A 24,263-nucleotide genomic window follows, 5' to 3' on the forward strand; every position below is an offset into this window, starting at 1 on the left:
CGAGGACGGCTTTGGTATTTCTGGAGGCTATGAAATGAAAAGTAAAACAATTCGACGCTGGTCGTTCATCCACACCTGGACCAGCCTGATCTGCACGGTGTTTCTGCTGCTGTTGGCGCTGACCGGCCTGCCGTTGATCTTCCACCATGAGATCGACCATCTGCTGGGCGATGCGCCGCAAGTGAGAGAGTTGCCCGCCGACACCCCGCGTCTGGATTTACAGCAGTTGGTTGCGGCGGCCGAGAAGCATCGCCCCGGCGAGGTTATGCAGTACTTCGGCTTCGAGGACGATGAACCCAATGCTGTGCTGACCATCATGGCGGCGACCGCTGGCACCGAGCCGAACTCGTCCCACACCTTCATGCTCGACGCCCGCACCGGCGAAGCGCTGGAAACGCCGTCGGCCAACGGCGGTTTCATGATGACCATGCTGCGCCTGCACGTGGACATGTTCGCCGGGCTGCCGGGCAAGTTGCTGCTGGCGTTTATGGGCCTGTTGTTCGTCGTCGCGATTGTCTCCGGCACGGTGCTGTACCTGCCGTTCATGCGCCGGCTCAAGTTCGCCACCGTACGCCAGGACAAATCCACTCGCCTGCGCTGGCTCGACCTGCATAACCTGATCGGCGTGGTGACCCTGACCTGGGCGCTGGTGGTCGGCGTGACCGGTGTCATCAGTGCCTGTTCAGATCTGATCATCGCTGCATGGCGCAACGACAGCCTGAACGCGATGGTTGCCCCCTACCGCGATGCGCCACCACTGACACAGTTGGAACCCGCCAGCCGATTGCTCGACATCGCCAGCGAAGTTGCACCGGACATGCAGCCTGATTTCATCGCTTTCCCCGGCACGCGGTTCTCCAGCGAGCACCATTACGCGGTGTTCATGAAAGGCAGCACGCACCTGACCTCGCACCTGCTGACACCAGTACTGATCGACGCCAGCACCCTGCAAGTCACCGCCGTGGCCGAGCGCCCCTGGTACATGGACGCCATGGGCATGTCGCAGCCGCTGCACTTCGGTGACTACGGCGGCATGCCGATGAAAATCCTCTGGGCGACCCTGGATGTGCTGACGATCATTGTGCTGGGCAGTGGCGTTTACCTGTGGGTCGTGCGGCGCAAGGCAGCCAGACCCGTGCTGGAAAAAGCGGAGAGCATGGCATGAAACCCCGACAGTCGAATTTCTGGAAGGTGTTCGCCACGCCCATCGTCATCGCCCTGTTCACAGCGGCGGGCTTGTTTGCCGCGCTGCTCGGGGACGGCATATGGGACGCCCTGAGCTGGCTCGGCCTGGGCATCCCCGCCGCCTTCGCCCTGCGCGGCCTGCTGCAACGCCCCTAACCCCTGTAGGAGCTGCCGAAGGCTGCGATCTTTTGACTTTCATCGATCAAAAGATCGCAGCCTGCGGCAGCTCCTACACAGGCCGATCTTCTGTAGGAGCGAGCATGCTCGCGATGCACCTGAGAACGCCTCGGGGTATCAGGCCTCCAGCGTCATCGTTGACGACCATCGCGAGCAAGCTTGCTCCTACAGGTCATACGACGACCTTCCCCTCCACCCATCACCCCCCCTACAAATTCCCTGACATATTTGTTGACACTTTCACCCTTGCGCTCCTATAAATGCGCACGTTGTACGACAACCTACAACAACTGCGACAGCCCACAATCCAAAAATAAAAATGACGGTGAAGTGATGAAAGTCAAAGGCATCCGCTGGTGGATGGTCGGCCTGGTGACGGCCGGCCTGATGGTCAACTACCTGGCTCGCAATACCCTCTCAGTGGCCGCGCCGACCCTGATGAGCGAAATGAACATCACCACCGAGCAGTACTCGCACATCGTGGTCGCATGGCAGGTCTGCTATGCGTTGATGCAACCGGTGGCCGGCTACATCATCGACGCTATCGGCACCAAAATGGGCTTCGCCATTTTCGCTTTTGCCTGGTCGATTGCCTGCGCGCTGGCCGCACTGGCGAGTGGCTGGCAGGGGCTGGCCTTTGTCCGTGGCCTGCTCGGCCTGACCGAAGCGGCGGGCTTGCCGGCAGCGGTCAAGACCTCCACTGAATGGTTCCCGGCCAAAGAACGCTCGGTGGCGATCGGCTGGTTCAACATCGGCTCATCGATCGGTGCCGTGCTGGCGCCGCCGCTGGTGGTCTGGGCGATCCTGCACAGTGGTTGGGAGCTGGCGTTCCTGATCGTCGGCGGCATGGGCATTGTCTGGACTTTCCTGTGGCTGCTGTTCTACAAGCATCCTCGTGATCAAAAACGCCTGAGTGACGAGGAACGCGACTACATCCTCAGCGGCCAGGAATCGCACTTCAAAGACACCGCCACCAAAAAGGGCAGCTGGAAGAAAATCATCGGCAACCGCAACTTCTACGCCATCGCCAGCGCCCGCATGCTCTCCGAGCCGGCCTGGCAGACGTTCAACGCGTGGATTCCGCTGTACCTGATGACTGAACGGCACATGAACATCAAAGAGATCGCGATGTTCGCCTGGCTGCCGTTTCTTGCCGCCGACCTGGGCTGCGTACTCGGCGGCTACCTGAGCCCGTTCTTCCACAAGTACTGCAAGGTGTCGCTGTTCACCTCGCGCAAAATGGTCTTGCTGTTCGGTGCCTCGTGCATGCTCGGCCCAGCCTGTATCGGTCTGGTCGACAGCCCGTACACGGCGATTGCTCTGCTGTGCATCGGTGGCTTCGCTCACCAGACTTTGTCCGGCGCGCTGTACGCAATCACCTCCGACTCCTTCGGCAAAAACGAAGTGGCCACTGCCACCGGCATGGGCGGCATGTTCGGCTACCTCGGTGCGGCGGCCTTCACCTTGGTGTTTGGTGTGATGGTGACCAAGATCGGCTACAGCCCGCTGTTCGTGGTGCTGGCGATTTTCGACATCGTGGCGGCGTTCATCGTGTGGAGCGTTGCCCGTGAGCTGAAAACTCAACCGGCCACGCCGAACCTGCAAACTGCCGTACCCGCCAACTGATACACAATTCCCTTGTGGGAGCGAGCCTGCTCGCGAAAGCGGTACATCCGCCAACATAAATGTTGGATGTGATGACCTCTTCGCGAGCAGGCTCGCTCCCACAAAGGTTCCATGTGATTTGGGATGTTGAGCCACCCCCCCAACACGCTATGCTGCCCCGACACTGCCACCGACCGAGACGTTGCCATGTCCTCCCCGAGCATGACCCTGTACCACAACCCCCTCTCCCCCTTCGTTCGCAAAGTCATGGTGCTGCTGCACGAAACCGGTCAACAGGACCGCGTGGCCCTGCAGAACTGCGTACTCACCCCGGTCGACCCGGACCAGGCGCTGATCGACGACAACCCCCTCAGCAAAATCCCCGCCCTTCGCCTGGCCGACGGTAGCGTCATCCACGACAGCCGGGTGATCCTCGACTACCTCGACCACCAGCACGTCGGCAACCCACTGATCCCCCGCGAAGGCTCCGCCCGCTGGCGCCGCCTGACCCTGGCCTCGATGGCCGACGGCATCATGGACGCCGCCGTGCTGGTTCGCTACGAAGTCGCCCTGCGCGCCCCGGAAAAACACTGGGATAAATGGCTGGACGGCCAACGCGACAAAATCCGCCGTGCCTTGGCGCTGCTGGAGAAAGATGCGATTGCCGAGCTGACCAGTCATTTCGACGTGGCAGCGATCAGTGTGGCTTGTGCGTTGGGTTATGTAGATTTGCGCCATCCGGATCTGGACTGGCGCGCGGCGAATCCGCAGTTGGCGGCGTGGTATTTCGAAGTGAGCCAACGGCCTTCGATGATTGCGACGATGCCGAAGGTTTGAGGCCTGCGACGGTAAGGCACTAGCAGTTCTGATAGTAGGCAGTGGCTGAAAAAACAACGATGCTGGAATCCACTTCCGGGATTCTGGTACAGGGTTCAGCCAATGCCTGCGCACTCACGCAAGACGATCCTCCTGGCAACCGATCAGCAGAGTTCGGTGCTCAACGCTCTTCATGCCGGTGGCCCCACCCCCCTCGCCTACACACCTTATGGCTATCGTCCCATTGGGAGTGGTTTGATTAGTTTGCTTGGGTTTAACGGTGAAATACCGGATCAGTTGACCGGGCATTATCACTTGGGGAATGGGTATCGGCAGTTCAATCCGGTGTTGATGCGGTTTAACAGTCCGGATAGTTGGAGTCCGTTTGGGGAAGGTGAGTTGAATACATACGCGTACTGTGATGGAGACCCAAGGAATAAATTGGACCCGAGCGGTCATACTCCTGTTTGGTTGAAAAACTTTCTGAGATCACGTGGGTTAATGAAACGTCCGATGCAAAAATCAATTGCATCGGATGCGAGCACATCCCGACTTCCGCAACCGGCTCAGATAAATACTCAACAGAATATCCAGGCGACTCTCCCGGAGGATGGAATACCTAATGAAATAGGTGAAATAAAAAACCGCTTAGAGTTGGACCGCCAGAACCATGCTTTCGATCTCGAACGCTTTCCCAACGCCACCACTCACAGGAAACAATCCTTCGTTCAAATCGGCAACAAGTCCGTCCCGTCCAGAAAAGCGTATTCCAAGCTCGCGATAGCGCATTTCAACAAAGTCGAAACTCTAGCCCCTTCTAAACGCATCCAAAAAGTAACCTTCGCTGACTTCAGCTCGGTACATGAGGTTAATGTTCTAGTAGAGGAGCCGGTCGGGGGATGGAAAAGAGTGGCGGATATAAGGAAGTAACAGCGGCAACTCTCTGGGAACACCGCTGATTCAGCCTCTAAAAACTGTATTCACTTAACAATCCGGCTTATCCGCCGTAAACCGCCGAGCCGGATTCACCGCCGCCCCAAACTCCCGCAACGCTTTCGCCCCAATCAACAATGGATAATTAAAACTGCTGCGATCCGTCAAATTCACCTCAACCGTACGCTTCACGTTCCCCAGGCACAACTCCAGATCAACCACCGGCCGCTTGGTCGGCGCCGCCACTTCTTCGTCATCCTCTTCGGAGCGGGTCTTGATCTTGCTGATCCGCGCGATCTTGTGTTCGTAGACCTTGTTGCTCGCATCCTTGGTGGCCAGGCGGAAGCGCACCCACTCTTCGCCGTCACGGGTAAAGGCTTCGATGTCCTTGGCCGACAGCGATGCGGTCAGCGCGCCGGTGTCCATTTTGGCCTTGAGCACTTCACCGCCGATTTCCGGCAGGGCGATGTATTCGTAGCGGCCGTAGAGGGTGGGTTCGGCGGCCAGGACTGGAAGGGCAATGAGGGACAGCAGGGCAAGAATGGATTTCACGTGATGGATGTCCTTGGGAAATGGGCAGCGGAATTTTAGACCGTCAGTCAGCAATTCGTTCGTTCTTGAAATCGCTTCGCGGGCAAGCCTCGCTCCTACAGGTTTTGCGTCGTGCCGCACGCCACGGGAATACGAACATCTCTGTAGGAGCGAGGCTTGCCCGCGAAGAGGCCGGAACTGACACTCGAGCATCTGACCTTTACAGCTTCACCCCAGCCTACCGCCATCAAAGTGAAACATTCGTCATCAGCCGATTTGGCCTGCCGCCCGAAGCCACTTATCATGGCGCGCCCAAACGTCTCCAAGAGTTACCTATGCGCCGCCTGCTCACCGGCAGTTTCGTGACCCTGCTGCTACTGCTCAACACCCTGGTCCTGATCGGGCCGTTGATGGTATTCGCCCTGCTCAAACTGGTCCTGCCCGGCCGTTTTCGCGATTACGCATCGTGGGCGGTGATGTGGATCGCCGAGACCTGGTCGGAAATCGACAAGCTGATCTTCCGCCTGTGCATCCCCACCCAGTGGGACATTCGTGGCGGTGACGACCTGCGGCGTGACACTTCGTATCTGGTGATCAGCAACCACCAATCCTGGGTCGATATCCCGGCGCTGATCCAAACGCTGAACCGGCGCACGCCGTTCTTCAAATTCTTCCTCAAGAAAGAACTGATCTGGGTGCCCTTCCTGGGCCTGGCGTGGTGGGCGCTGGATTACCCGTTCATGAAGCGCTACACCAAGGCGTTTCTGGCCAAACATCCGGAGCTGGCGGGCAAGGATCTGGAAATCACCAAACAGGCTTGCGAACTGTTCAAGCGCCAGCCGGTGACGGTGGTGAATTATCTGGAAGGCACTCGTTTCACCGCCGCCAAAAGCGCTCAACAGCAGTCGCCGTTCACCCATCTGCTCAAACCCAAGGCCGGTGGCGTGGCGTTCGTGCTGGCGGCGATGGGCGAACAGCTCGACGCCATCCTCGACGTGACGGTGGTGTATCCGCAGCAGAAAATTCCGGGGTTCTGGGATTTGATCAGCGGCAACGTGCCAAGAGTCATCATCGACATCAAGACCCGCGAACTCGACCCGGCGCTGTGGCAGGGCGATTACGAAAACGATCCGGTATTTCGTGAAACAGTCCAGAACTGGGTCAACCAACTCTGGACCGAGAAAGACTCGCGCATCGACGCATTGCGCGCCGAAAGTCGCTGATCAGCTGCCGGTTTCGATACCAGTGATAGCGCTAGTACCAGCGCCCCAGATCCCGCCCAGGCTTTGCAGCAGCGAACCCGTTACGCCCTGCTGACCAAGGTATTGCAGGATCACCGGGGCAAACAGGCCCACCATGCCCGTGTCCATGCCCAGGGTGCTGAAGGCATTGTTCAGGTCGTTAGTGTCCTTGATGTTGCCCAAGGCGTTGCTCAAAGGATTGCCCAGACCAGTCGCGTTGCCATTGCCGTTAACATTGCCGCCGAGCAACCCGGCAATCGCACCCAGCTGCCCACCACCGGACAGCAGGTCGATCCCCGGCACGCTCTTGGCCAGTTCCGAGTAATCGGTTGTACTCAACTGATTCCTGGCCAATCCCAGCATCGCCCCGGCACCGCCGATGGCTTGCTCGGGTGTCACGTTTAACTGGCTGAGCGCGCCGAGCAAATCCGCCGTTTCCGAGGTTGGCGCGGCCTCGGTCGCGGTGCTCTCACCCTTCATCCCCGACAGGACACTGGCCGCATCGCTCAGGTTGAATTGCGCAAACGCCGGGCTGGTCGCCAGGGTCATGAGCGATGCCAGTACAAAACCGCGTGAACACTTCATCCAGACACCCTCAAAGAAAACCGCCCGAAAATGGGCGGCGAAAACTGGCTATTTGGACTGGCATGCCCAGGGATTGTTCCCGCCTCGACAGGCCTGCCGTCGCTTTTGTAGGAGCTGCCGAAGGCTGCGATCTTTTGACTTTGCTCTTAAGAACAAGATCAAAAGATCGCAGCCTTCGGCAGCTCCTACAGAGGTAAGCAGGCACAAAGTGGCCACCCGACCGGGCAACCGACAGGGCCACGGTGGCCGTTAAGACACTATCAGTTCTGCTAGTAGGCAGGCCTGGCCGATTGCGCGACAGTAAACCCTGAATCCACCGAGCTTTCAGGGAGCCCGGCCAATGCCACGTCAAAGCCTGAACCTGCTCTGCCGTTATCGGTATGACCCACTGGATCGACTGGTTGCCAGCACACCCTCGGCGCAGGCAAGCGCTCAACGCTTCTACCTGAAAGACCGACTGGCCACCGAAATTCAAGGCACGCTGCAGCATTCGATCATGCAGCACGACGATCAATTGCTGGCCCAGCAACAGCGCCAGTGTGGCGCGGCGGTGGACACCGCCTTGCTCGCTACCGATCAACAGCGCTCGGTGCTGCCCCTGCTCGACGCCAAACAACCGCACGCCTTTGCCTATACGCCGTACGGACACTGTCTTGCTGGCGGCGGCCTTCTCAGCCTGCTCGGCTTCAACGGCGAACGGCCGGATCCGGCGACGGAGTGGTATTTGTTGGGGAATGGGTATCGACCGTTTAACCCGGTGTTGATGTGTTTTACCAGTCCGGACAGTTGGAGTCCGTTTGGGACGGGTGGGTTAAATGCCTATTGCTATTGCGAAGGCGATCCCAGAAATCGAAGTGATTCAACTGGACATGCGCTCCTTTCCTCCCTGACCAGCTCACTTTCTTCATTTATTGAGAAACTGAAGTTCAAAAAATCTTCGCCACTCATGAAAAAAAGCAAGGGCTCCGCCTCAAAGGAATTTTTGGTGGGTAAGTACAAAAAAACCGAGAGCTACACACCCCGCGAAGGCTTGCCTGCTCCAAAACTCAATCAAGTGAGACACAGAAATACAACCGCCATTGAAACAGAGGTTCAAGCAATGGAACCTACTGGCCAACTCAGCACACAATTAAACAAGTTACTCAACCGCTACGACCCTTTGAAAAATGCGACTCCCGATGACCCTCTCCGAAAAGTCATCGCGACGGTTGATAAAACACTTTTAGAAGAACAGCTGAATATCAATAAATCGATCTTCAAAAACCCGCAAACCGTTATGCAATCGATCCGTAGTCATCGAATGTAATAGGGACAGAATTATTTTCGCGTTTCCAGAGCGGCCAAACTTTTGGGGCCGCTTCGCAGCCCAACGGGGGCGAACCCCTAACCACAAGAGCCCAATTGATGAAGGTAATAGGTAAGTTTTCTCACAGAAAAATCAGCCCTTCCGAAGGCTCGATCCCTTTCCTTTGCAGGACATTTCCTAGATTATTTCGCTCGCTTGCGCCTGCCAAATCCGGTGGCTAGTCTCGGCCGGTCACTGCTCATCAGTGATCGGGTTTAGTCGCCCGGCTTTACTCCAGGCGCACAGCGCCACCTTCTTCAGGTGTTTTTTATTGCCTGATCGTTATGGTGGCTGTGCGCAGGGCACCTTCGGGTGCGCCGGTATTCCTGGAGGCCGGTCGACTAACCTGCGTGCAGCCGCCACCCCTTCTCGTTTAGTCGCGATATCGGTTGGCTCCTATTAATGCTCTGGGAGTTTTACCAATGGAAAAATCAGTTCCCGATCCACCAGAAAACCCCACCAACGAAGCCGTCACGGACGACCTGCTCCGGGACCGCTCTGCCCTCTACCGCGCCATCGATTTCTACCTCACCGGCGATCAACCGGCCCCACCCGATGAACTGCGCTTCTACAACGTCAGCAAAGACGTGAGCTTCGAAGACACCCAGCTCTACATCGCCGACCTGTTGCGCTGTGCCTCGGTCACAGCCTATCAGTGCGGTGATCACCTCAAGGGCGCCGATCGGGCGATGGTGTTTTCGGTGTGGCATTTGCTGGAAATTGCCAAGGCCATGGTGGATCGGTCTATTGATTGTCTGGGGATGAAGCACGGCTGAAATCGCCATCGCGAGCAGGCTCGCTCCCACAATGGATCGCGTCGTACACACATTTTTGTGTTCACCGCAGATCAACAGTGGGAGCGAGCCTGCTCGCGATGGGCTGCGCAGCAGTCCTATCAGTTCTGATAGTGGGCAACCCCAGCCACTTGCGCCACAGTGAAACCCTGAACAAGCCATGCTTTCAGGGAGCCACCCCATGCCAATCCCCAATGCAACCCTTCTCTGCCGCTACCACTACGACCCTCTGGACCGCCTGGTCGACTGTACCCCCTCGGCGCAATCCACCACCCAACGCTTCTACCTGAAAGACCGCCTGGCCACCGAGATTCAGGGCACCGAGCAGCGTTCGATCATGCAGCACGACGATCAACTGCTGGCGCAGCAGCAACATCAAAACGGCACTGTGGAAACCCGATTGCTCGTCACTGATCTGCAGCGCTCGGTGTTGAACGTACTGGATGCAACTCAGCCTCATCCCCTCGCCTACACACCCTACGGACATCGTCCACTCGGCAACGGCTTGCTCAGCCTGCTCGGTTTCAACGGCGAACGGCCGGATCCGGTGACGGGGTGGTATTTGTTGGGGAATGGGTATCGGCCGTTTAATCCGGTGTTGATGCGGTTTAACAGTCCGGATAGTTGGAGTCCGTTTGGGGCGGGTGGGTTGAATTCGCATGGGTATTGCGTGGGGGATCCTATCAATCGACAAGATCCCAACGGACATACGCCGATTTTTCTAAAGTCCTTCCTGCGTTGGGCGGGAATAATGAAATCACCCCCTAAAGTTAGAAGTATTTCTGGAATTATAAATCCCGCGCACCCCCCTATAAACATTGCACCTTCTAAAAACCTGTCGCTCAACCTGACTGATAAAAAATCTAACTTTCTTGGATTTCACGGAACAAGCGCGGAAAACGCAACCAACATGTTAAACACAGGAGTTCATGAAAGCAGCAAATCTTTCTTTATAACCAATACATTTGAGGGTGCACAAAGCTACGCCAACCTCCACAAAAAAGGAGCAGTAGTCGCTGTTTATACAGATAATTTCGACTTGGTTCACTCGAGCTCTGCTCGTGGAACGGCGAAGGCAGGCACCATACAGTTAGAGCAAGTTAAAATCTCAAAAGCTGCACACGCCTCTTTAAAATTCAAAACCGCAAACATTGCTGACGTAAGCTCAAACTTTAATCGTTTCATGTCAGAACAAGAATCCATCAGCCACTCGATTACGCAATTCAGAAGGCAAACATAGGATCAATGTTGGACAGATCTATTTCTTGAAAATAAAAAGGCGACCTGAGGTCGCCTTTTTCCGACTACAGCTTTTACGCCGCACTAAACAACTTATGCGGATCAATCACAAACTTCTTCGGCACACCCGCATCAAACTCGCCATACCCCTCAGGCGCCTGATCCAGACTAATCACCTGCACCCCCACCACTTCAGCGATGTTGATGCGATCCCACATGATCGCCTGCATCAGCTGGCGGTTGTACTTCATCACCGGGGTCTGGCCGGTGTGGAAGCTGTGGGATTTGGCCCAGCCGAGGCCGAAGCGGATGCTCAGGCTGCCCATTTTCGCGGCGGCGTCGACAGCGCCCGGATCTTCGGTGACGTACAGGCCTGGGATACCGATCTTGCCAGCAACACGCACCACGCCCATCAGCGAGTTGAGTACGGTGGCCGGGGCTTCGTGTTTGACGCCGTCGTGACCGTGGCCACGGGCTTCGAAGCCCACGCAGTCCACCGCGCAATCCACTTCCGGTTCGCCCAACAGCTCGGCGATTTGCTCGTGCAGCGGCATGTCTTTCGACAGGTCGACGATTTCGAAACCCTGGGCCTTGGCGTGGGCCAGGCGGATGGTGTTGACGTCGCCGACGATCACCACCGCCGCGCCCAGCAGGCGAGCGGATGCAGCAGCCGCCAGACCGACAGGGCCGGCACCGGCGATGTACACGGTGCTACCCGGGCCAACGCCGGCAGTCACGGCGCCGTGGTAACCGGTTGGCAGGATGTCGGAGAGGCAGGTCAGGTCACGGATTTTCTCCATGGCCTTGTCGCGGTCCGGCAGTTTCAGCAGGTTGAAGTCGGCGTACGGCACCAGCACGTACTCGGCCTGGCCGCCGGTCCAGTCGCCCATGTCGACGTAGCCGTAGGCACCACCGGCACGGGCCGGGTTGACGGTCAGGCAGACGCCGGTGTGTTGCTCCTTGCAGGAACGGCAGCGCCCGCACGCCACGTTGAACGGCACGGACACCAGATCGCCGATTTTCAGGCTTTCGACGTCGCTGCCCTTCTCGATCACTTCACCGGTGATCTCGTGACCGAGCACCAGGCCAACCTGGGCGGTGGTACGGCCGCGCACCATGTGCTGGTCGGAGCCACAGATGTTGGTGGAAACCACGCGCAGAATGACGCCGTGCTCAATCTTCCTGCCGCGCGGGTCCTGCATTTTCGGATAGTCGATTTTCTGTACTTCGACCTTGCCAGCGCCGAGATACACCACACCACGATTGCCAGACATGCTTTCACCTCGCTGTTGTTTTTATGGAACCGCGTTGCCCAGGCAGGCAGCGCGTAAAGTGCTCGGGTATAGATGCTGTTTCTTGTGTTGCCTGTCAGGGCCTCATCGCCAGCAAGCCGGCTCCTACGGATTTTTGTCGTCCAAATGTGTTGTGCACCACACGGAGCCGGCTTGCTGGCGATGGGCTGCGAAGCGGCCCCGAAAATCTAAAGAACGACCGTGCGATTGGCGTTCAAAAACACCCTGCGCTCAATGTGATAACCAACGGCTCTCGCCAAAGTCAGGCCTTCAATATCCCGCCCCTTGGCAATCAAATCCTCGGGGTAATGACTGTGATCCACCACCTCGACGCCCTGGGCAATGATCGGCCCCTCGTCGAGGTCATTATTGATGTAATGCGCCGTCGCGCCGACCAGTTTCACGCCCTTGTTGTAGGCCTGGTGGTAAGGCTTGGCGCCCTTGAAACCCGGCAGCAGGGAGTGGTGAATGTTGATCGCCTTGCCGTCGAGTTTGCGGCACAACTCCGGCGACAAAACCTGCATGTAGCGGGCAAGGATCACCAGTTCGGCACCGGCCTCTTCGATCACCTGCAACACCTGACGCTCCTGTGAAGGCTTGTCGTTCGGGTCCAAGGGGAAGTGGTAGTAGGGAATCTGGTGCCAGTCGGCCAACGGCTTGAGGTCCGGGTGGTTGGAGATCACCGCGACGACATCCATCGCCAATTGGCCGATGCGTTGGCGATAAAGCAAGTCGTTGAGGCAGTGATCAGCCTTGGACACCATGATCACCACTTTCGGGCGGTGATGCGGTGGGGTCAGTTCGAAGATCATGCCGAAGGACGCTCCACGCTCGGCAAGGCCGGCGCGGAATGACTGCTCGTCGAAACCATCAGGCTGGCGGAATTCCACACGAATGAAGAAACGCCCCGAAAGGCGGTCATCGAAGGAGTGGTGTTCGGTGACGTAGCAGTCCTGCTCGAACAGAAAGCGGGTCACCGCGTCCACCGTGCCGAGCACGCTGGGGCAGTCGGCGGTCAGGATCCATGTGTCTGGGGCGCGGCTCATAGTGCGGTGACTCCTGTTGTTATGGGCAACCGCTGCGCGGTTGATCGCCAGCAAGCCGGCTCCTACGGTTTTGTGTCGTCTACAAATGTTGTGTACGACGCGGCCCCGTAGGAGCCGGCTTGCTGGCGATAAAATCTCAAGCCTGAACGCTAAGCCCGTACTCGGCCGAGGCATCCTGCAACCACAACCACCAGTAGTCCGAGAAGCTGCGACGGATCAACAGTTCCCAGGTGTCTTCGGCCGTGTGGCGGATCATCAGTTGCGACTTGGCGAACACCGTGCCGACTGCCTTGCCCACCGGGAAGTTGTTGGGGTGCACGTCATAGCTGGTGGATTTCATCAGCACCTGGCGCACGTTCGGGCCGCTCAGTTCGAGGATCTGCTGGCCGCCGCTGACGTTGACGATCTGGATGTGCAGATCACCCAGCGCTTCGCGTAGTTTCTTCTCGACGGCGAACTCTTCGCCGCTCGGCACGATCAGCAGCCACTCATCCGGCCCCATCCATTGCAGGCTGGTTTCACCCTTGACGATGACGGTCAGCGCGCTCGGCAATTCGATGCCCAGCGCCTTGTGCACGCCGGCGGCGAACGCCGCATCATGACCATCGCCACGAATGGTCAGGTGGCCGAGGAGTTTTTTCTCGCGCACGGTCACACCGGCGCTCTTGCGACCCTTGCCCACCAGGCTGGCGAGGTCGGCGTGATGCAGCGACGACTCGGCCTTGGCGCCGTTGGTTGGGCGTTGTTGGTAAACATTGGCTGCGGTCATAAAGCACCTGTTCCTGAATTCTATTGAGATCCTGTAGAAGCCGGCTTGCTGGCGATCCAGACAACGCGGTGTATCAGGTGCATCGCGTTATCGTTCATCGCCAGCAAGCCGGCTCCTACAAGCAATCACACGTTCTGCCGTTCGCCTTTCGGATCGAAGAACACCGAAGGCACGATTTCCGCCTCGATCACGCTGCCGTCCGCCTGTGGCGAGAACACGCGCTCACCCATGCGGTTCAGGCCGCCCTTGACCACGGCCATGGCAAACGAGTAGCCCAGGGAGTTGTGCGCATAGCTGGAGGTCACGTGGCCGACCATGGTCATCGGGATCGCCTGCTTGGTGTTAAACACCAGTTGCGCGCCTTCCGGCAGCCATACGTTCGGATCGATCGGCTTGAGGCCTACCAGTTGTTTACGCTGGTCACGCACGCAGTCTTCACGGTTCATGCCGCGCTGGCCAATCCACGAGAACGGTTTGGTGCGGCCCACACACCAGCCCATGTTCAGGTCGTCCGGGGTCATCGAACCGTCGGTGTCTTGCCCAACGATGATGAAGCCCTTCTCGGCCCGCAGCACGTGCATGGTTTCAGTGCCGTACGGCGTCAAGTTGTACTTCTTGCCGGCGTCGACGATTTTTTCCAGCACGCCCATGGCGTAGTCGGCCTGCACGTTGACTTCGTACGACAGCTCACCGGTAAACGAAATCCGGAACACCCGTGCCGGCACACCGCCGACCAGACCTTCTTTCCAGGTCATGAACGGGAAGGCATCGCTGGTCACGTCGATGTCGGTGACTTCGCTGAGCAGCTTGCGGCTGTTCGGCCCGGACAGGGTCATGGTGGCCCAGTGGTCGGTCACGGAGGTGAAGTACACCTTCAGGTCCGGCCATTCGGTCTGGTGGTACAGCTCCAGCCATTGCAGAACGCGAGCCGCGCCGCCAGTGGTGGTGGTCATGACGAAATGGTTGTCGGCCAGGCATGCAGTCACGCCGTCGTCGAACACCATGCCGTCTTCTTTGCACATCAGGCCGTAACGGGCCTTGCCCACGTCGAGCTTGGTCCAGGCGTTGGTGTACACGCGGTTGAGGAACTCGCGGGCATCCGGGCCCTGGATGTCGATCTTGCCCAGGGTCGAGGCATCCAGCAGGCCGACGCTGTCGCGCACGGCCTTGCATTCGCGCTTCACGGCGGCGTGCATGTCTTCACCGGATTTCGGGAAGTACCACGGACGTTTCCACTGGCCGACGTCTTCGAATTCGGCGCCGTTTTTCAGGTGCCATTGATGCAGCGCGGTGTAACGCACAGGCTCGAAGATGTGCCCACAGTGACGGCCGGCCACGGCGCCGAAGGTGATCGGCGTGTAGTTCGGACGGAACATGGTGGTGCCCATCTGCGGGATGGTCACGTTCAGCGAACGGGCGGCGATGGCCAGACCGTTGACGTTGCCGAGCTTGCCCTGATCGGTGCCGAAGCCCAGCGCGGTGTAGCGCTTGACGTGCTCGACCGACTCGAAGCCTTCGCGGGTTGCCAATTCGATGGCGGCGGCGGTCACGTCGTTCTGCAGGTCGACGAATTGCTTGGGCGCACGAGCAGTGTTCTTTTCATGAGGCACCTGGAACAGTGCCAGGGTCGGCTCTTCCAGACGCGCCAGGGCTTTTGGCAGTGTCGCCTGGACCGCACCGAAACCGGCTTCACTGGCCGCACGCACGCCGCCTTCAAAACCGTCGGCCAGGGAATCGCCAAGGCCGTAGACGCCGTTGATGCCGCCGACGCACACGCGTTTCTGCGGTGCTTCGCCCGGTACGAAACCGAGGATGTCTTCACGCCAGATCGGTTTGCCACCCAGGTGCGAAGCCAGGTGAACCACAGGGCTGTAGCCGCCGGAGCTGGCGACCACGTCGCACTCGAGCCACTCGCCTGGGCTGGTGACCTTGTGGCCTTTGACATCAATCGCCGCTACGCGGGCAGCGGTGACGTGCTTGCTGCCACGGGCCTCGATCACGGCGCTGCCGGTCAGGATGCGGATGCCCTTGGCGCGCGCTTCTTCCACCAGCGCACCGCGAGGGTTGCTGCGGGCGTCAGCGATGGCCACCACTTGCAGGCTGGCGTCGAGCCAGTCCAGGGCCACGCGATAGGCGTGATCGTTGTTGGTCGACAGCACCAGTTTCTTGCCCGGCGCCACGCCATAGCGGCGAACGTAAGTCGAGACAGCGCCAGCCAGCATGTTGCCCGGCACGTCGTTGTTGCCGTAGACCAGTGGACGCTCGTGAGCGCCGGTCGCCAGCACCACGCGCTTGGCGCGGACACGGTGGATGCGCTGACGCACCTGGCCAATCGGTGCGCGATCGCCGAGGTGATCGGTCAGGCGCTCGTGAATGGTCAGGAAGTTGTGGTCGTGGTAGCCGTTAACCGTCGCACGTGGCAACAGCAGCACGTCCGGGGTGTTCTTAAGCTCCGCGATGACGCCGGCAACCCAGTCCATCGCCGGCTTGCCGTCGAGGCTTTCGCGGGAGTCGAGCAGGCTGCCGCCGAACTCTTCCTGCTCATCGGCCAGGATCACACGGGCACCGCTGCGCGCAGCCGCCAGTGCAGCCGCCAGACCGGCAGGGCCAGCGCCGACGATCAGCACGTCGCAGTGCTGGTTCATGTAGTCGTAGGTGTCCGGATCGTTCTCGGTCGGCGAGCGGCCAAGACCGGCGGCCTTACGAATGTACTTCTCGTAGGTCATCCAGAACGATTGCGGATACATGAAGGTTTTGTAGTAGAAACCCGGTGGCATCAGCTTGCCGCCGACCTTGCCGAGAATCCCCATCATGTCGTTGTTCACGCTCGGCCAGCCGTTGGTGCTGGTGGCGACCAAACCTTGATACAGCGCCTGTTGCGTGGCGCGTACGTTCGGGATTTGCGTGGCTTCGGTGGCGCCGATCTGCAGCACCGCGTTCGGCTCTTCGGCACCGGCGGCGAAGATGCCGCGCGGACGGGAATACTTGAAGCTGCGACCGATGATGTCGACGCCGTTGGCCAGCAGTGCAGCGGCCAGCGAGTCGCCTTCAAAGCCTTTGTAGTTCTGGCCATTGAAGGTGAAGCTGAGGACTTTGTTGCGGTCGATCCGTCCGCCGTTGGACAGGCGATTGGTCTGGCTCATACCTTCTCTCCCAGAGCCGTGCTGGCCGCTTTCGGGCTATCGGTCTTGTCGGTGAATTGTGGCTTGGCGCCGATCTTGTAGGTTTCGAGAATCTCGTAGGTCACGGTATCGCGGGTGACGTTGAAGTACTGGCGGCAACCGGCAACGTGATCCCACAGCTCGTGGTGCAGGCCGCGAGGGTTATCGCGGAAGAACATGTAGTCGCCCCACTCCTCGTCGGTGCAGCTGTTGGGGTCCAGTGGACGCGGGATGTGCGCCTGGCCGGATGCGTGGAATTCCTCTTCGGAGCGCAGTTCGCCGCAGTGAGGACAGAAGATATGCAACATAGGAAATTTCTCCTGTTAGTGGGCGACGGCCGCAGCGCCGTGTTCATCGATCAACGCACCGCTGTGGAAGCGGTCGATGGAGAAAGGTGCAGCCAATGGGTGCATTTCACCCTTGGCCAGGCTCGCGGCAAATACGTTGCCCGAGCCAGGTGTGGCCTTGAAGCCACCGGTGCCCCAACCGCAGTTGAAGAACATGTTCGGTACCGGGGTTTTCGAAATGATCGGGCACGCATCCGGGGTGGTGTCGACGATGCCGCCCCACTGCCGGTTCATGCGCACGCGCGACAGGACCGGGAACATCTCGACGATGGCCTGGATGGTGTGTTCGATCACCGGGTACGAACCACGCTGGCCGTAGCCGTTGTAGCCGTCGATACCGGCGCCGATCACCAGGTCACCCTTGTCGGACTGGCTGATGTAACCGTGCACGGCGTTGGACATGATCACGCTGTCGATGATCGGCTTGATCGGCTCGGACACCAGCGCTTGCAGTGGGTGGGATTCAATCGGCAGACGGAAGCCGGCGAGCTTGGCCATGTGTCCGGAGTTACCGGCGGTGACCACGCCGACGCGCTTGGCGCCGATGAAGCCCTTGTTGGTTTCCACACCGATGCACACACCGTTTTCCTTACGGAAACCGATCACTTCGGTCTGCTGGATCAGGTCCACGCCCAGTGCGTCGGCGGCCCGGGCAAAGCCCCAGGCCACGGCATCGTGACGGGCCACGCCGCCGCGACGCTGGACGGTAGCGCCCATCACCGGGTAGCGGGTGTTCTTGGAGCAGTCCAGGTACGGAATCTCGTCCGCCACCTGCTTGGCGTTGAGCAGCTCGCCGTCCACGCCGTTGAGGCGGTTGGCGCTGACCCGACGCTCGGAATCACGAATGTCCTGCAGGGTGTGGCACAGGTTGTAGACGCCACGCTGGGAGAACATCACGTTGTAGTTCAGGTCCTGGGACAGGCCTTCCCACAGTTTCATCGCGTGTTCGTACAGGTGCGCCGACTCGTCCCACAGGTAGTTGGAGCGAACGATGGTGGTGTTGCGCGCGGTGTTACCGCCGCCCAGCCAGCCCTTTTCGACCACGGCCACGTTGGTGATGCCGTGTTCCTTGGCCAAGTAGTAAGCGGTCGCCAGACCATGCCCGCCACCGCCGACGATGACCACGTCGTAGACCTTTTTAGGGGTCGGCGTGCGCCACATGCGCTGCCAGTTTTCATGGTGGCTGAGGGAGTGTTTGAAGAGGCCGAAGCCTGAGTAGCGTTGCATAGTCATTTACTCCAAAACCGCACTCAGCGATAAACCGGGAAGTCTGCGCACAGGGCCGAGACTTGCTGGGCAACGTTGGCCTCGACATCGGCGTCGCCGAGGTTGTCGAGGATGTCGCAGATCCAGCCAGCCAGGGTGATGCACTGCGCAACCTTGAAGCCGCGAGTGGTCACCGCCGGGGTGCCGATGCGCAGGCCGGAGGTGACGAACGGCGACTGTGGATCGTTCGGCACGGCGTTCTTGTTCACGGTGATGTGGGCGCGACCGAGGGCTGCGTCCGCGTCCTTGCCGGTGAGGCCCTGACGGATCAGGCTGACGAGGAACAGGTGGTTATCGGTGCCGCCGGACACTACATCGTAGCCACGTTTGATAAATACGCTCGCCATGGCCTGGGCGTTTTCGATCACTTGCTGCTGGTAGGCCTTGAAGCCAGGCTCCAGCGCTTCCTTGAAGCACACCGCCTTACCAGCGATCACGTGCATCAGCGGGCCGCCCTGGGCGCCGGGGAATACCGCAGCGTTGAGCTTCTTCTCGATTTCTTCGTTGGACTTGGCCAGGATCAGGCCGCCACGCGGACCGCGCAGGGTCTTGTGGGTGGTGGTGGTGACCACGTCGGCGTACGGCAGTGGGTTCGGGTACAGGCCGGCAGCGACCAGACCGGCCACGTGGGCCATGTCGACGAACAGCAGTGCGCCCACCTTGTCGGCGATCTGGCGGAAGCGCGGGAAGTCCAGGGTCTTGGAGTAAGCCGAGAAACCGGCAACGATCATCTTCGGCTTGTGCTCGACGGCCAGGCGCTCGACTTCGTCGTAATCGATCAGGCCGGTCTTGGTGTCGATACCGTATTGAACGGCGTTGTACAGCTTGCCCGAGGACGACACTTTGGCGCCGTGGGTCAGGTGACCGCCGTGGGCCAGGCTCATGCCCAGGATGGTGTCGCCGGCTTGCAGCAGGGCCAGGTACACGGCGCTGTTGGCCGAGGAACCGGAGTGCGGCTGGACGTTGGCGTAATCGGCGCCGAACAGTTGCTTGGCGCGCTCGATGGCCAGGGCTTCAACCTTGTCCACATGCTCGCAGCCGCCGTAGTAGCGCTTGCCCGGATAACCTTCGGCGTACTTGTTGGTCAGGCCGCTGCCTTGCGCTTCCATGACGCGCTTGCTGGTGTAGTTCTCTGACGCGATCAGTTCGATGTGATCTTCCTGACGTTGCTCCTCGGCATTCATCGCCGCCAGCAGTGCATCGTCATAACCCTGGATCTGGTCTTTCTTGCTGAACATCGCGTCTCTCCCAGCGGCATCTGTGCGCCATTCGTCTCGGTAAGGCACTGCGTTGCGGCAGTGCCCTTTGATAGCGATGGTATGACCGAGGCAGACAGGTCAAATGCCTATGGGCGCCACGCAAAGGTGCGTTTACGACATGGCGGGAATTGGCGCGCTGGACACGCTCTACCGACCAACCCGAAACCCCTGTGGGAGCGAGCCTGCTCGCGAAGGCGGTGTGTCGGCCACATCGATGTCGTCTGACACGCCCTCTTCGCGAGCAGGCTCGCTCCCACAGGGGGTTTGCATCCGGTTTCCGGGTTATGCGAGAACCTGTCGCAACGCCAGCAGCATCAGGAAATGCAAGGGATACAAGGCATACGCCCAGCGCCGCATCGGTGGTGCTTTTACGCCTTTGGCATGTCGCAAAAGGAACAGCCCCAGCCATGGCGCAATCAGACAAGTGGCCACCGCCGCCATCGCCACGTGATTGCCCAGGCGAATCGAGTAATACAGCACCTGCCACTGATTGGCGGCCAGGCACACCAGCCCCGGCAGCAATGCGAAATACCCGGGGCGACGAATCACCCATAGCGTCGCCAATGGCAACAGCACACCGAAGAAACCGAACATAAGCCGCGACGTAAACAGCGCCGCCAGCACCAGCGCCGCGACCGCCAACAGTCGCGCCTGGAGATTGCGACACTGCCAGCCACGCACCACCAGCAGGCCCAGCGCCAGGGTCGGCAACACATTCAAGGTGTCGGGATTAGGCAGGAATAGTCGATAGGGTATTTCGCTGACCACGCTGAACAGCACCAGCCAGCCCAGGTAGCGCCATTGCCCGCTTGTCGCCGCAGGCACTCGCGCCAGATTCGCCGCCATCGCCAGACAGAACCACGGGAAGGCCAGACGCCCCGGTACATACAGCCAATCGGCCGAATAACCGACATAGCGCAGGTGATCGAGAACCATCCACAGCAACGCCAACCACTTGAGCAAATCCAGTGCATCGTCGCGCTGCTTTAAGTTTAAAGACACGTGCATAATTGCTCGGCATCCAGCGTAATCTTCTGACAGTAACATCCCCTGCGCCCGCCGGACGATCTTCGGTAGAGTGCGCAGCCTCATTGACCACGCGGTGCCTCACCATAGGCGCCTCGACCACGGAAGCAGGCCATGACCGACAAGAGCCAACAATTCGCCAGCGACAACTATTCCGGTATTTGCCCTGAAGCCTGGGCGGCCATGGAACAGGCCAACCATGGCCACCAGCGCGCCTATGGCGACGATGAGTGGACCGCCCGCGCATCCGACGATTTCCGCAAACTGTTCGAAACCGACTGCGAAGTGTTTTTCGCCTTCAACGGCACCGCGGCCAACTCCCTGGCCCTGTCGTCGCTGTGCCAGAGTTACCACAGCGTCATCTGCTCGGAAACCGCCCACGTCGAAACCGACGAATGCGGTGCCCCGGAATTCTTCTCCAACGGCTCCAAACTGCTGATCGCCCGCACCGAAAACGGCAAGCTGACCCCGGATTCGATCCGCGAAATTGCCCTCAAGCGCCAGGACATCCACTACCCCAAGCCCCGCGTTGTCACCCTGACCCAAGCCACGGAAGTCGGCAGCGTCTACACCCCGGACGAAGTGCGCGCCATCAGCGCGACCTGCAAGGAACTGGGCCTGCACCTGCACATGGACGGCGCGCGCTTCTCCAACGCCTGCGCATTCCTCGGCTGCTCCCCGGCCGACTTGACCTGGAAGGCCGGCGTCGACGTGCTGTGCTTTGGCGGCACGAAAAACGGCATGGCGGTGGGCGAGGCGATCCTGTTCTTCAACCACGACCTGGCTGAAGACTTCGACTATCGCTGCAAACAGGCCGGGCAGCTGGCATCGAAAATGCGTTTTCTGTCCGCCCCCTGGGTCGGCATCCTGGAAAACGACGCCTGGCTCAAATACGCCCGCCACGCCAATCACTGTGCGCAACTGCTGGCCGAACTGGTCAGCGACATCCCAGGCGTGGAACTGATGTTCCCGGTGCAGGCCAACGGCGTGTTCCTGCAACTCTCGGAACCGGCCATCGCCGCCCTGACGGCCAGGGGCTGGCGCTTCTACACCTTCATCGGCAAGGGCGGCGCCCGCTTCATGTGCTCCTGGGACACCGAAGAAGAACGCGTGCGCGAACTGGCCCGCGACATCCGCGAAGTCATGGCCCACTAACAACACAAACCCCGTAGGAGCCGGCTTGCTGGCGATCCAGACAGCGCCGTGTATCTGAACCGACGCCATCGCCAGCAAGCCCGCTCCTACAAACCGCAACAAATGCCTTGGTCTACATTGAATCGCTCAGACAACAACAAGCAGGAGCTAACGCATGTCATTGCAAGGCAAAACCCTGTTCATCACCGGCGCCAGCCGTGGCATTGGCCGCGAGATCGCGCTGCGGGCCGCCCGCGATGGCGCCAATATCGTGATTGCCGCCAAAAGCGCCGAGCCCCACCCCAAGTTGCCGGGCACGATCCATAGCGTGGCCAAAGAAGTCGAGGCCGCAGGGGGCAAGGCGCTCGCCCTGCAGGTGGATGTGCGGGATGAAGAGGCCGTGCATCAAGCCCTGGCCCAGGCCAACGAACACTTCGGCGCCATTGATGCCTTGGTCAACAACGCCGGGGCGATCAAGTTGACCGGCGTCCAGCACATCGAACTCAAGCGTTTCGACCTGATGCACCAGATCAACACCCGCGCGGTTTTGCTGTGCAGCCAGGCCGCGCTGCCATATCTGAAGCACTCCAGAGGCCACATCCTCAACCTGTCGCCACCGCTGAATCTGGCAACCAAGTGGTTCGCCCAGTACAGCCCGTACACCGTGACCAAGTACGGCATGAGCATGCTGACGCTGGGCATGAGCGAGGAATTCAAGAATTACGGTATCAGCGTCAATTCACTGTGGCCGCAGACCATGATTGCCACGGCGGCGATCGAGTTTCAGCTGGGTTCGCGGGAGTCGTTCAAACATGCCCGCACGCCTGCGATCATGGCCGATGCCGCCCACGTGATTCTGAGCAGTTCAGGCCGCAGCCTGACCGGGCGTTTGCTGATTGATGAGCAAGTGCTGCGGGAAAACGGCACGACCGAGTTCAAACACTACCGATTCGCCCCCGACAGCAGCGACAAGCTGATGACGGATCTGTTTATCGACTGACCACTCAAACCCGTAGGAGCCGGCTTGCTGGCGATGGCCATGTTCCAGTCGCCATCAATACTGAATGCAAGAATGGAATCGCCAGCAAGCCGGCTCCTACGGGGGGCAATCTGCGGTTCAGTACTCGATCCGCACATCCCCCTTCGGAATGCTGCAGCACGACAGGATGAACCCCTCGGCCTCGTCGTCCTCGGTAATCCCGCCGTTGTGATCCATCTCCACTTCGCCGCCCAGCTTGAGCACCTTGCAGGTGCCGCAGATGCCCATGCCGCAGGCTTTGGGGATCATCAGGCCGACCTTGGCGGCGGCCGCGTGCACGGTCTCGCCCGGTGCCACACGGATGCTCTTGCCCGAGGCGGTGAACTCCACCTGATGCAGATCAGCGGCATCGACTTGCGGTGCCTCGGCGGCCTGCTCGGCATGCTCCACGGCATCTGCGCGAGCCTCGGGCGGGGTCGCGCCGAAGGATTCCTCGTGGTAGTGCTTCATGTTGAAGCCGGCGTTTTCCAGCAGGCGCTTGACCGCGTTCATGTAGGGCGTCGGGCCGCAGCAGAACACTTCGCGCTCAAGGAAGTCCGGAACCATCAGTTCCAGCATTTTGTGGTTCAGGTAACCGCGATAGCCGGCCCATGGCTCACCGAAACCATGCTTTTCGCAAATCAGGTGCAGGCTGAAGTTTTCGATCCGCGCCGCCATGTGTTCCAGCTCGCGGTGATAAATGATGTCTTTGGGCGAGCGGGCACTGTGGATAAACGCCATGTCGACATTGCCGTTGGTATCGAAGAACCAGCGCGCCATGGACATGCACGGCGTGATCCCCACGCCACCGCTGAGGTACAGCACTTTCGGATTCGGGAAGTCCATGGCGTTGAACAGACCGACCGGGCCGTGCACCGCCAGTTCGTAACCTTCATGCAGGGTGTCGTGCAGCCAGTTCGAGACCTTGCCGCCCGGTACGCGCTTGATCGTCACCGAGAAGCTGTACGGCACCGACGGCGAGCTGGAAATGGTGTAGGAGCGCATGACCTGCTGGCCGTCGATCTCCAGCTCCAGGGTGACGAACTGCCCTGGCTTGAAGAAGAACATGATCGGCTGGTCGGCCATGAAACAGAAGGTGCGCACATCCCAGGTTTCCTGGATGACTTTGACGCAACGCACGATGTGCCGGCCATTGGCCCAAGTCTGCGTAGTAACAGGGTTCAGGAAGTTGTTGGACATGCTGATCTCCACGGCCGACTGTCGGCCTTCATGTTGGCGATTCTGCGTATAGCGCAGATCACCCATTTACCTATCTGCGACATTCACATGCTTATCGCGACCAGCCCCCAACTACCGGGGCTTGCGCGTCGGGAACAGATTGCATCATGTCGCCCATGGATAAGGTTCTGGCCTGCGCCGGCCCCACACTCGCCCCATACCAAGACACGACCCTTACACCTTGCGTAGCAACCCTTTACTGCACACCTGATTAGCCACTTTCGCCGGCCACGCAGATGGCCTTGAGGATTAAAC

At 59.6% G+C, this 24,263-nt stretch carries 22 protein-coding genes; 11 read left to right on the forward strand and 11 right to left on the reverse strand.

The features are described 5' to 3' along the window. Positions 1-34 precede the first annotated feature (34 nt). From ABTV22_RS27680 to ABTV22_RS27700, 5 genes are all read left to right on the forward strand, one after another. Positions 35-1,165: a PepSY-associated TM helix domain-containing protein gene (locus tag ABTV22_RS27680; protein ID WP_433737488.1), complete on the forward strand. Its 1,131-nt coding sequence runs from the start codon at positions 35-37 to the stop codon at positions 1,163-1,165. After that, a complete protein-coding gene (locus ABTV22_RS27685) occupies positions 1,162-1,341 on the forward strand; it encodes a hypothetical protein (RefSeq protein WP_433737490.1) in 180 nt (59 codons plus the stop codon). Before ABTV22_RS27680 ends, ABTV22_RS27685 begins: the two co-directional genes overlap by 4 nt. A gap of 354 nt (positions 1,342-1,695) precedes the next feature. Beyond that, on the forward strand, positions 1,696-2,988 hold the full coding sequence (locus ABTV22_RS27690) for an MFS transporter (RefSeq protein ID WP_433737491.1): 1,293 nt from the start codon (positions 1,696-1,698) through the stop codon (positions 2,986-2,988). A gap of 186 nt (positions 2,989-3,174) precedes the next feature. Then, a complete protein-coding gene (locus ABTV22_RS27695; RefSeq protein WP_433737492.1) occupies positions 3,175-3,804 on the forward strand; it encodes a glutathione S-transferase in 630 nt (209 codons plus the stop codon). A gap of 102 nt (positions 3,805-3,906) precedes the next feature. Then, the gene (locus tag ABTV22_RS27700; protein WP_433737493.1) at positions 3,907-4,713 is read left to right on the forward strand and encodes an RHS repeat-associated core domain-containing protein; all 807 of its coding nucleotides are present in this window, start codon (positions 3,907-3,909) and stop codon (positions 4,711-4,713) included. A 54-nt stretch (positions 4,714-4,767) separates the two neighbouring features. Here the strand turns inward: ABTV22_RS27700 and ABTV22_RS27705 are convergent, their stop codons facing one another. Then, positions 4,768-5,268 carry an ATP-dependent zinc protease family protein gene (locus ABTV22_RS27705; protein WP_433737494.1) on the reverse strand — a complete coding sequence of 167 codons (501 nt, stop codon included), beginning with the start codon at positions 5,266-5,268 and terminating at the stop codon, positions 4,768-4,770. A 314-nt stretch (positions 5,269-5,582) separates the two neighbouring features. Between ABTV22_RS27705 and ABTV22_RS27710 the strand changes: the two genes are divergently transcribed. Next, a complete protein-coding gene (locus ABTV22_RS27710) occupies positions 5,583-6,470 on the forward strand; it encodes an acyltransferase (protein ID WP_433737495.1) in 888 nt (295 codons plus the stop codon). Here the strand turns inward: ABTV22_RS27710 and ABTV22_RS27715 are convergent, their stop codons facing one another. Next, positions 6,471-7,073: a DUF2780 domain-containing protein gene (locus tag ABTV22_RS27715; RefSeq protein ID WP_433737496.1), complete on the reverse strand. Its 603-nt coding sequence runs from the start codon at positions 7,071-7,073 to the stop codon at positions 6,471-6,473. A 340-nt stretch (positions 7,074-7,413) separates the two neighbouring features. On the opposite strand from ABTV22_RS27715, the gene ABTV22_RS27720 reads away from it, so the two are divergent. The 3 genes from ABTV22_RS27720 (at position 7,414) to ABTV22_RS27730 (ending at position 10,452) form a co-directional block, all read left to right on the forward strand. Then, positions 7,414-8,379 carry an RHS repeat-associated core domain-containing protein gene (locus ABTV22_RS27720; RefSeq protein ID WP_433737498.1) on the forward strand — a complete coding sequence of 322 codons (966 nt, stop codon included), beginning with the start codon at positions 7,414-7,416 and terminating at the stop codon, positions 8,377-8,379. 461 nt (positions 8,380-8,840) lie between these two features. Continuing rightward, the gene (locus ABTV22_RS27725; protein WP_433737499.1) at positions 8,841-9,194 is read left to right on the forward strand and encodes a DUF6124 family protein; all 354 of its coding nucleotides are present in this window, start codon (positions 8,841-8,843) and stop codon (positions 9,192-9,194) included. A gap of 199 nt (positions 9,195-9,393) precedes the next feature. Continuing rightward, positions 9,394-10,452 carry an RHS repeat-associated core domain-containing protein gene (locus ABTV22_RS27730; protein ID WP_433737501.1) on the forward strand — a complete coding sequence of 353 codons (1,059 nt, stop codon included), beginning with the start codon at positions 9,394-9,396 and terminating at the stop codon, positions 10,450-10,452. Positions 10,453-10,525: 73 nt separating this feature from the next. On the opposite strand, the gene fdhA is transcribed toward ABTV22_RS27730, so the two are convergent. The 8 genes from fdhA to ABTV22_RS27770 all read right to left on the reverse strand — a co-directional run bounded on the left by fdhA (position 10,526) and on the right by ABTV22_RS27770 (position 20,599). Beyond that, complete coding sequence (gene fdhA / locus ABTV22_RS27735; protein ID WP_433737502.1) at positions 10,526-11,725, reverse strand: formaldehyde dehydrogenase, glutathione-independent; 1,200 nt, start codon at positions 11,723-11,725, stop codon at positions 10,526-10,528. 206 nt (positions 11,726-11,931) lie between these two features. Then, positions 11,932-12,789, reverse strand: a complete 858-nt coding sequence (purU, locus tag ABTV22_RS27740; protein WP_433737503.1) for a formyltetrahydrofolate deformylase — start codon at positions 12,787-12,789, stop codon at positions 11,932-11,934. A gap of 136 nt (positions 12,790-12,925) precedes the next feature. Beyond that, on the reverse strand, positions 12,926-13,558 hold the full coding sequence (locus ABTV22_RS27745; protein WP_433737504.1) for a sarcosine oxidase subunit gamma: 633 nt from the start codon (positions 13,556-13,558) through the stop codon (positions 12,926-12,928). Between the two features lie 125 nt (positions 13,559-13,683). Beyond that, positions 13,684-16,701: a sarcosine oxidase subunit alpha gene (locus ABTV22_RS27750; protein WP_433737505.1), complete on the reverse strand. Its 3,018-nt coding sequence runs from the start codon at positions 16,699-16,701 to the stop codon at positions 13,684-13,686. Then, complete coding sequence (locus ABTV22_RS27755; RefSeq protein ID WP_433737507.1) at positions 16,698-17,027, reverse strand: sarcosine oxidase subunit delta; 330 nt, start codon at positions 17,025-17,027, stop codon at positions 16,698-16,700. Before ABTV22_RS27755 ends, ABTV22_RS27750 begins: the two co-directional genes overlap by 4 nt. A 15-nt stretch (positions 17,028-17,042) precedes the next feature. Then, the gene (locus tag ABTV22_RS27760) at positions 17,043-18,293 is read right to left on the reverse strand and encodes a sarcosine oxidase subunit beta (protein WP_085688558.1); all 1,251 of its coding nucleotides are present in this window, start codon (positions 18,291-18,293) and stop codon (positions 17,043-17,045) included. A gap of 23 nt (positions 18,294-18,316) precedes the next feature. After that, complete coding sequence (glyA, locus tag ABTV22_RS27765; RefSeq protein ID WP_433737508.1) at positions 18,317-19,570, reverse strand: serine hydroxymethyltransferase; 1,254 nt, start codon at positions 19,568-19,570, stop codon at positions 18,317-18,319. 303 nt (positions 19,571-19,873) lie between these two features. Further along, positions 19,874-20,599, reverse strand: coding sequence for a TraX family protein (locus ABTV22_RS27770; RefSeq protein WP_433737509.1), 726 nt, complete (start codon positions 20,597-20,599; stop codon positions 19,874-19,876). A 132-nt stretch (positions 20,600-20,731) separates the two neighbouring features. Between ABTV22_RS27770 and ABTV22_RS27775 the strand changes: the two genes are divergently transcribed. After that, entirely contained in the window at positions 20,732-21,772 is a 1,041-nt protein-coding gene (locus tag ABTV22_RS27775) for a low specificity L-threonine aldolase (RefSeq protein ID WP_433737510.1), read from the forward strand. A 154-nt stretch (positions 21,773-21,926) separates the two neighbouring features. Further along, positions 21,927-22,751: an SDR family oxidoreductase gene (locus tag ABTV22_RS27780; RefSeq protein ID WP_433737511.1), complete on the forward strand. Its 825-nt coding sequence runs from the start codon at positions 21,927-21,929 to the stop codon at positions 22,749-22,751. A gap of 117 nt (positions 22,752-22,868) precedes the next feature. Here the strand turns inward: ABTV22_RS27780 and gbcB are convergent, their stop codons facing one another. Beyond that, entirely contained in the window at positions 22,869-23,969 is a 1,101-nt protein-coding gene (gbcB, locus tag ABTV22_RS27785) for a glycine-betaine demethylase subunit GbcB (protein ID WP_433737512.1), read from the reverse strand. Between the last annotated feature and the right edge of the window lie 294 nt (positions 23,970-24,263).

The organism is Pseudomonas putida (assembly GCF_050990305.1).
Classification (GTDB): Bacteria; Pseudomonadota; Gammaproteobacteria; order Pseudomonadales; family Pseudomonadaceae; genus Aquipseudomonas; species Aquipseudomonas putida_AH.

Bases quoted from the DNA above. Each gene is read 5' to 3' on its own strand.
- ABTV22_RS27680 (WP_433737488.1), top strand. From the start codon at position 35: ATGAAAAGTAAAACAATTCGACGCTGGTCGTTCATCCACACCTGGACC.
- ABTV22_RS27685 (WP_433737490.1), top strand. From the start codon at position 1,162: ATGAAACCCCGACAGTCGAATTTCTGGAAGGTGTTCGCCACGCCCATC.
- ABTV22_RS27690 (WP_433737491.1), top strand. From the start codon at position 1,696: ATGAAAGTCAAAGGCATCCGCTGGTGGATGGTCGGCCTGGTGACGGCC.
- ABTV22_RS27695 (WP_433737492.1), top strand. From the start codon at position 3,175: ATGTCCTCCCCGAGCATGACCCTGTACCACAACCCCCTCTCCCCCTTC.
- ABTV22_RS27700 (WP_433737493.1), top strand. From the start codon at position 3,907: ATGCCTGCGCACTCACGCAAGACGATCCTCCTGGCAACCGATCAGCAG.
- ABTV22_RS27710 (WP_433737495.1), top strand. From the start codon at position 5,583: ATGCGCCGCCTGCTCACCGGCAGTTTCGTGACCCTGCTGCTACTGCTC.
- ABTV22_RS27715 (WP_433737496.1), bottom strand. From the start codon at position 7,073: ATGAAGTGTTCACGCGGTTTTGTACTGGCATCGCTCATGACCCTGGCG.
- ABTV22_RS27720 (WP_433737498.1), top strand. From the start codon at position 7,414: ATGCCACGTCAAAGCCTGAACCTGCTCTGCCGTTATCGGTATGACCCA.
- ABTV22_RS27725 (WP_433737499.1), top strand. From the start codon at position 8,841: ATGGAAAAATCAGTTCCCGATCCACCAGAAAACCCCACCAACGAAGCC.
- ABTV22_RS27730 (WP_433737501.1), top strand. From the start codon at position 9,394: ATGCCAATCCCCAATGCAACCCTTCTCTGCCGCTACCACTACGACCCT.
- fdhA (WP_433737502.1), bottom strand. From the start codon at position 11,725: ATGTCTGGCAATCGTGGTGTGGTGTATCTCGGCGCTGGCAAGGTCGAA.
- purU (WP_433737503.1), bottom strand. From the start codon at position 12,789: ATGAGCCGCGCCCCAGACACATGGATCCTGACCGCCGACTGCCCCAGC.
- ABTV22_RS27745 (WP_433737504.1), bottom strand. From the start codon at position 13,558: ATGACCGCAGCCAATGTTTACCAACAACGCCCAACCAACGGCGCCAAG.
- ABTV22_RS27750 (WP_433737505.1), bottom strand. From the start codon at position 16,701: ATGAGCCAGACCAATCGCCTGTCCAACGGCGGACGGATCGACCGCAAC.
- ABTV22_RS27755 (WP_433737507.1), bottom strand. From the start codon at position 17,027: ATGTTGCATATCTTCTGTCCTCACTGCGGCGAACTGCGCTCCGAAGAG.
- ABTV22_RS27760 (WP_085688558.1), bottom strand. From the start codon at position 18,293: ATGCAACGCTACTCAGGCTTCGGCCTCTTCAAACACTCCCTCAGCCAC.
- glyA (WP_433737508.1), bottom strand. From the start codon at position 19,570: ATGTTCAGCAAGAAAGACCAGATCCAGGGTTATGACGATGCACTGCTG.
- ABTV22_RS27770 (WP_433737509.1), bottom strand. From the start codon at position 20,599: ATGCACGTGTCTTTAAACTTAAAGCAGCGCGACGATGCACTGGATTTG.
- ABTV22_RS27775 (WP_433737510.1), top strand. From the start codon at position 20,732: ATGACCGACAAGAGCCAACAATTCGCCAGCGACAACTATTCCGGTATT.
- ABTV22_RS27780 (WP_433737511.1), top strand. From the start codon at position 21,927: ATGTCATTGCAAGGCAAAACCCTGTTCATCACCGGCGCCAGCCGTGGC.
- gbcB (WP_433737512.1), bottom strand. From the start codon at position 23,969: ATGTCCAACAACTTCCTGAACCCTGTTACTACGCAGACTTGGGCCAAT.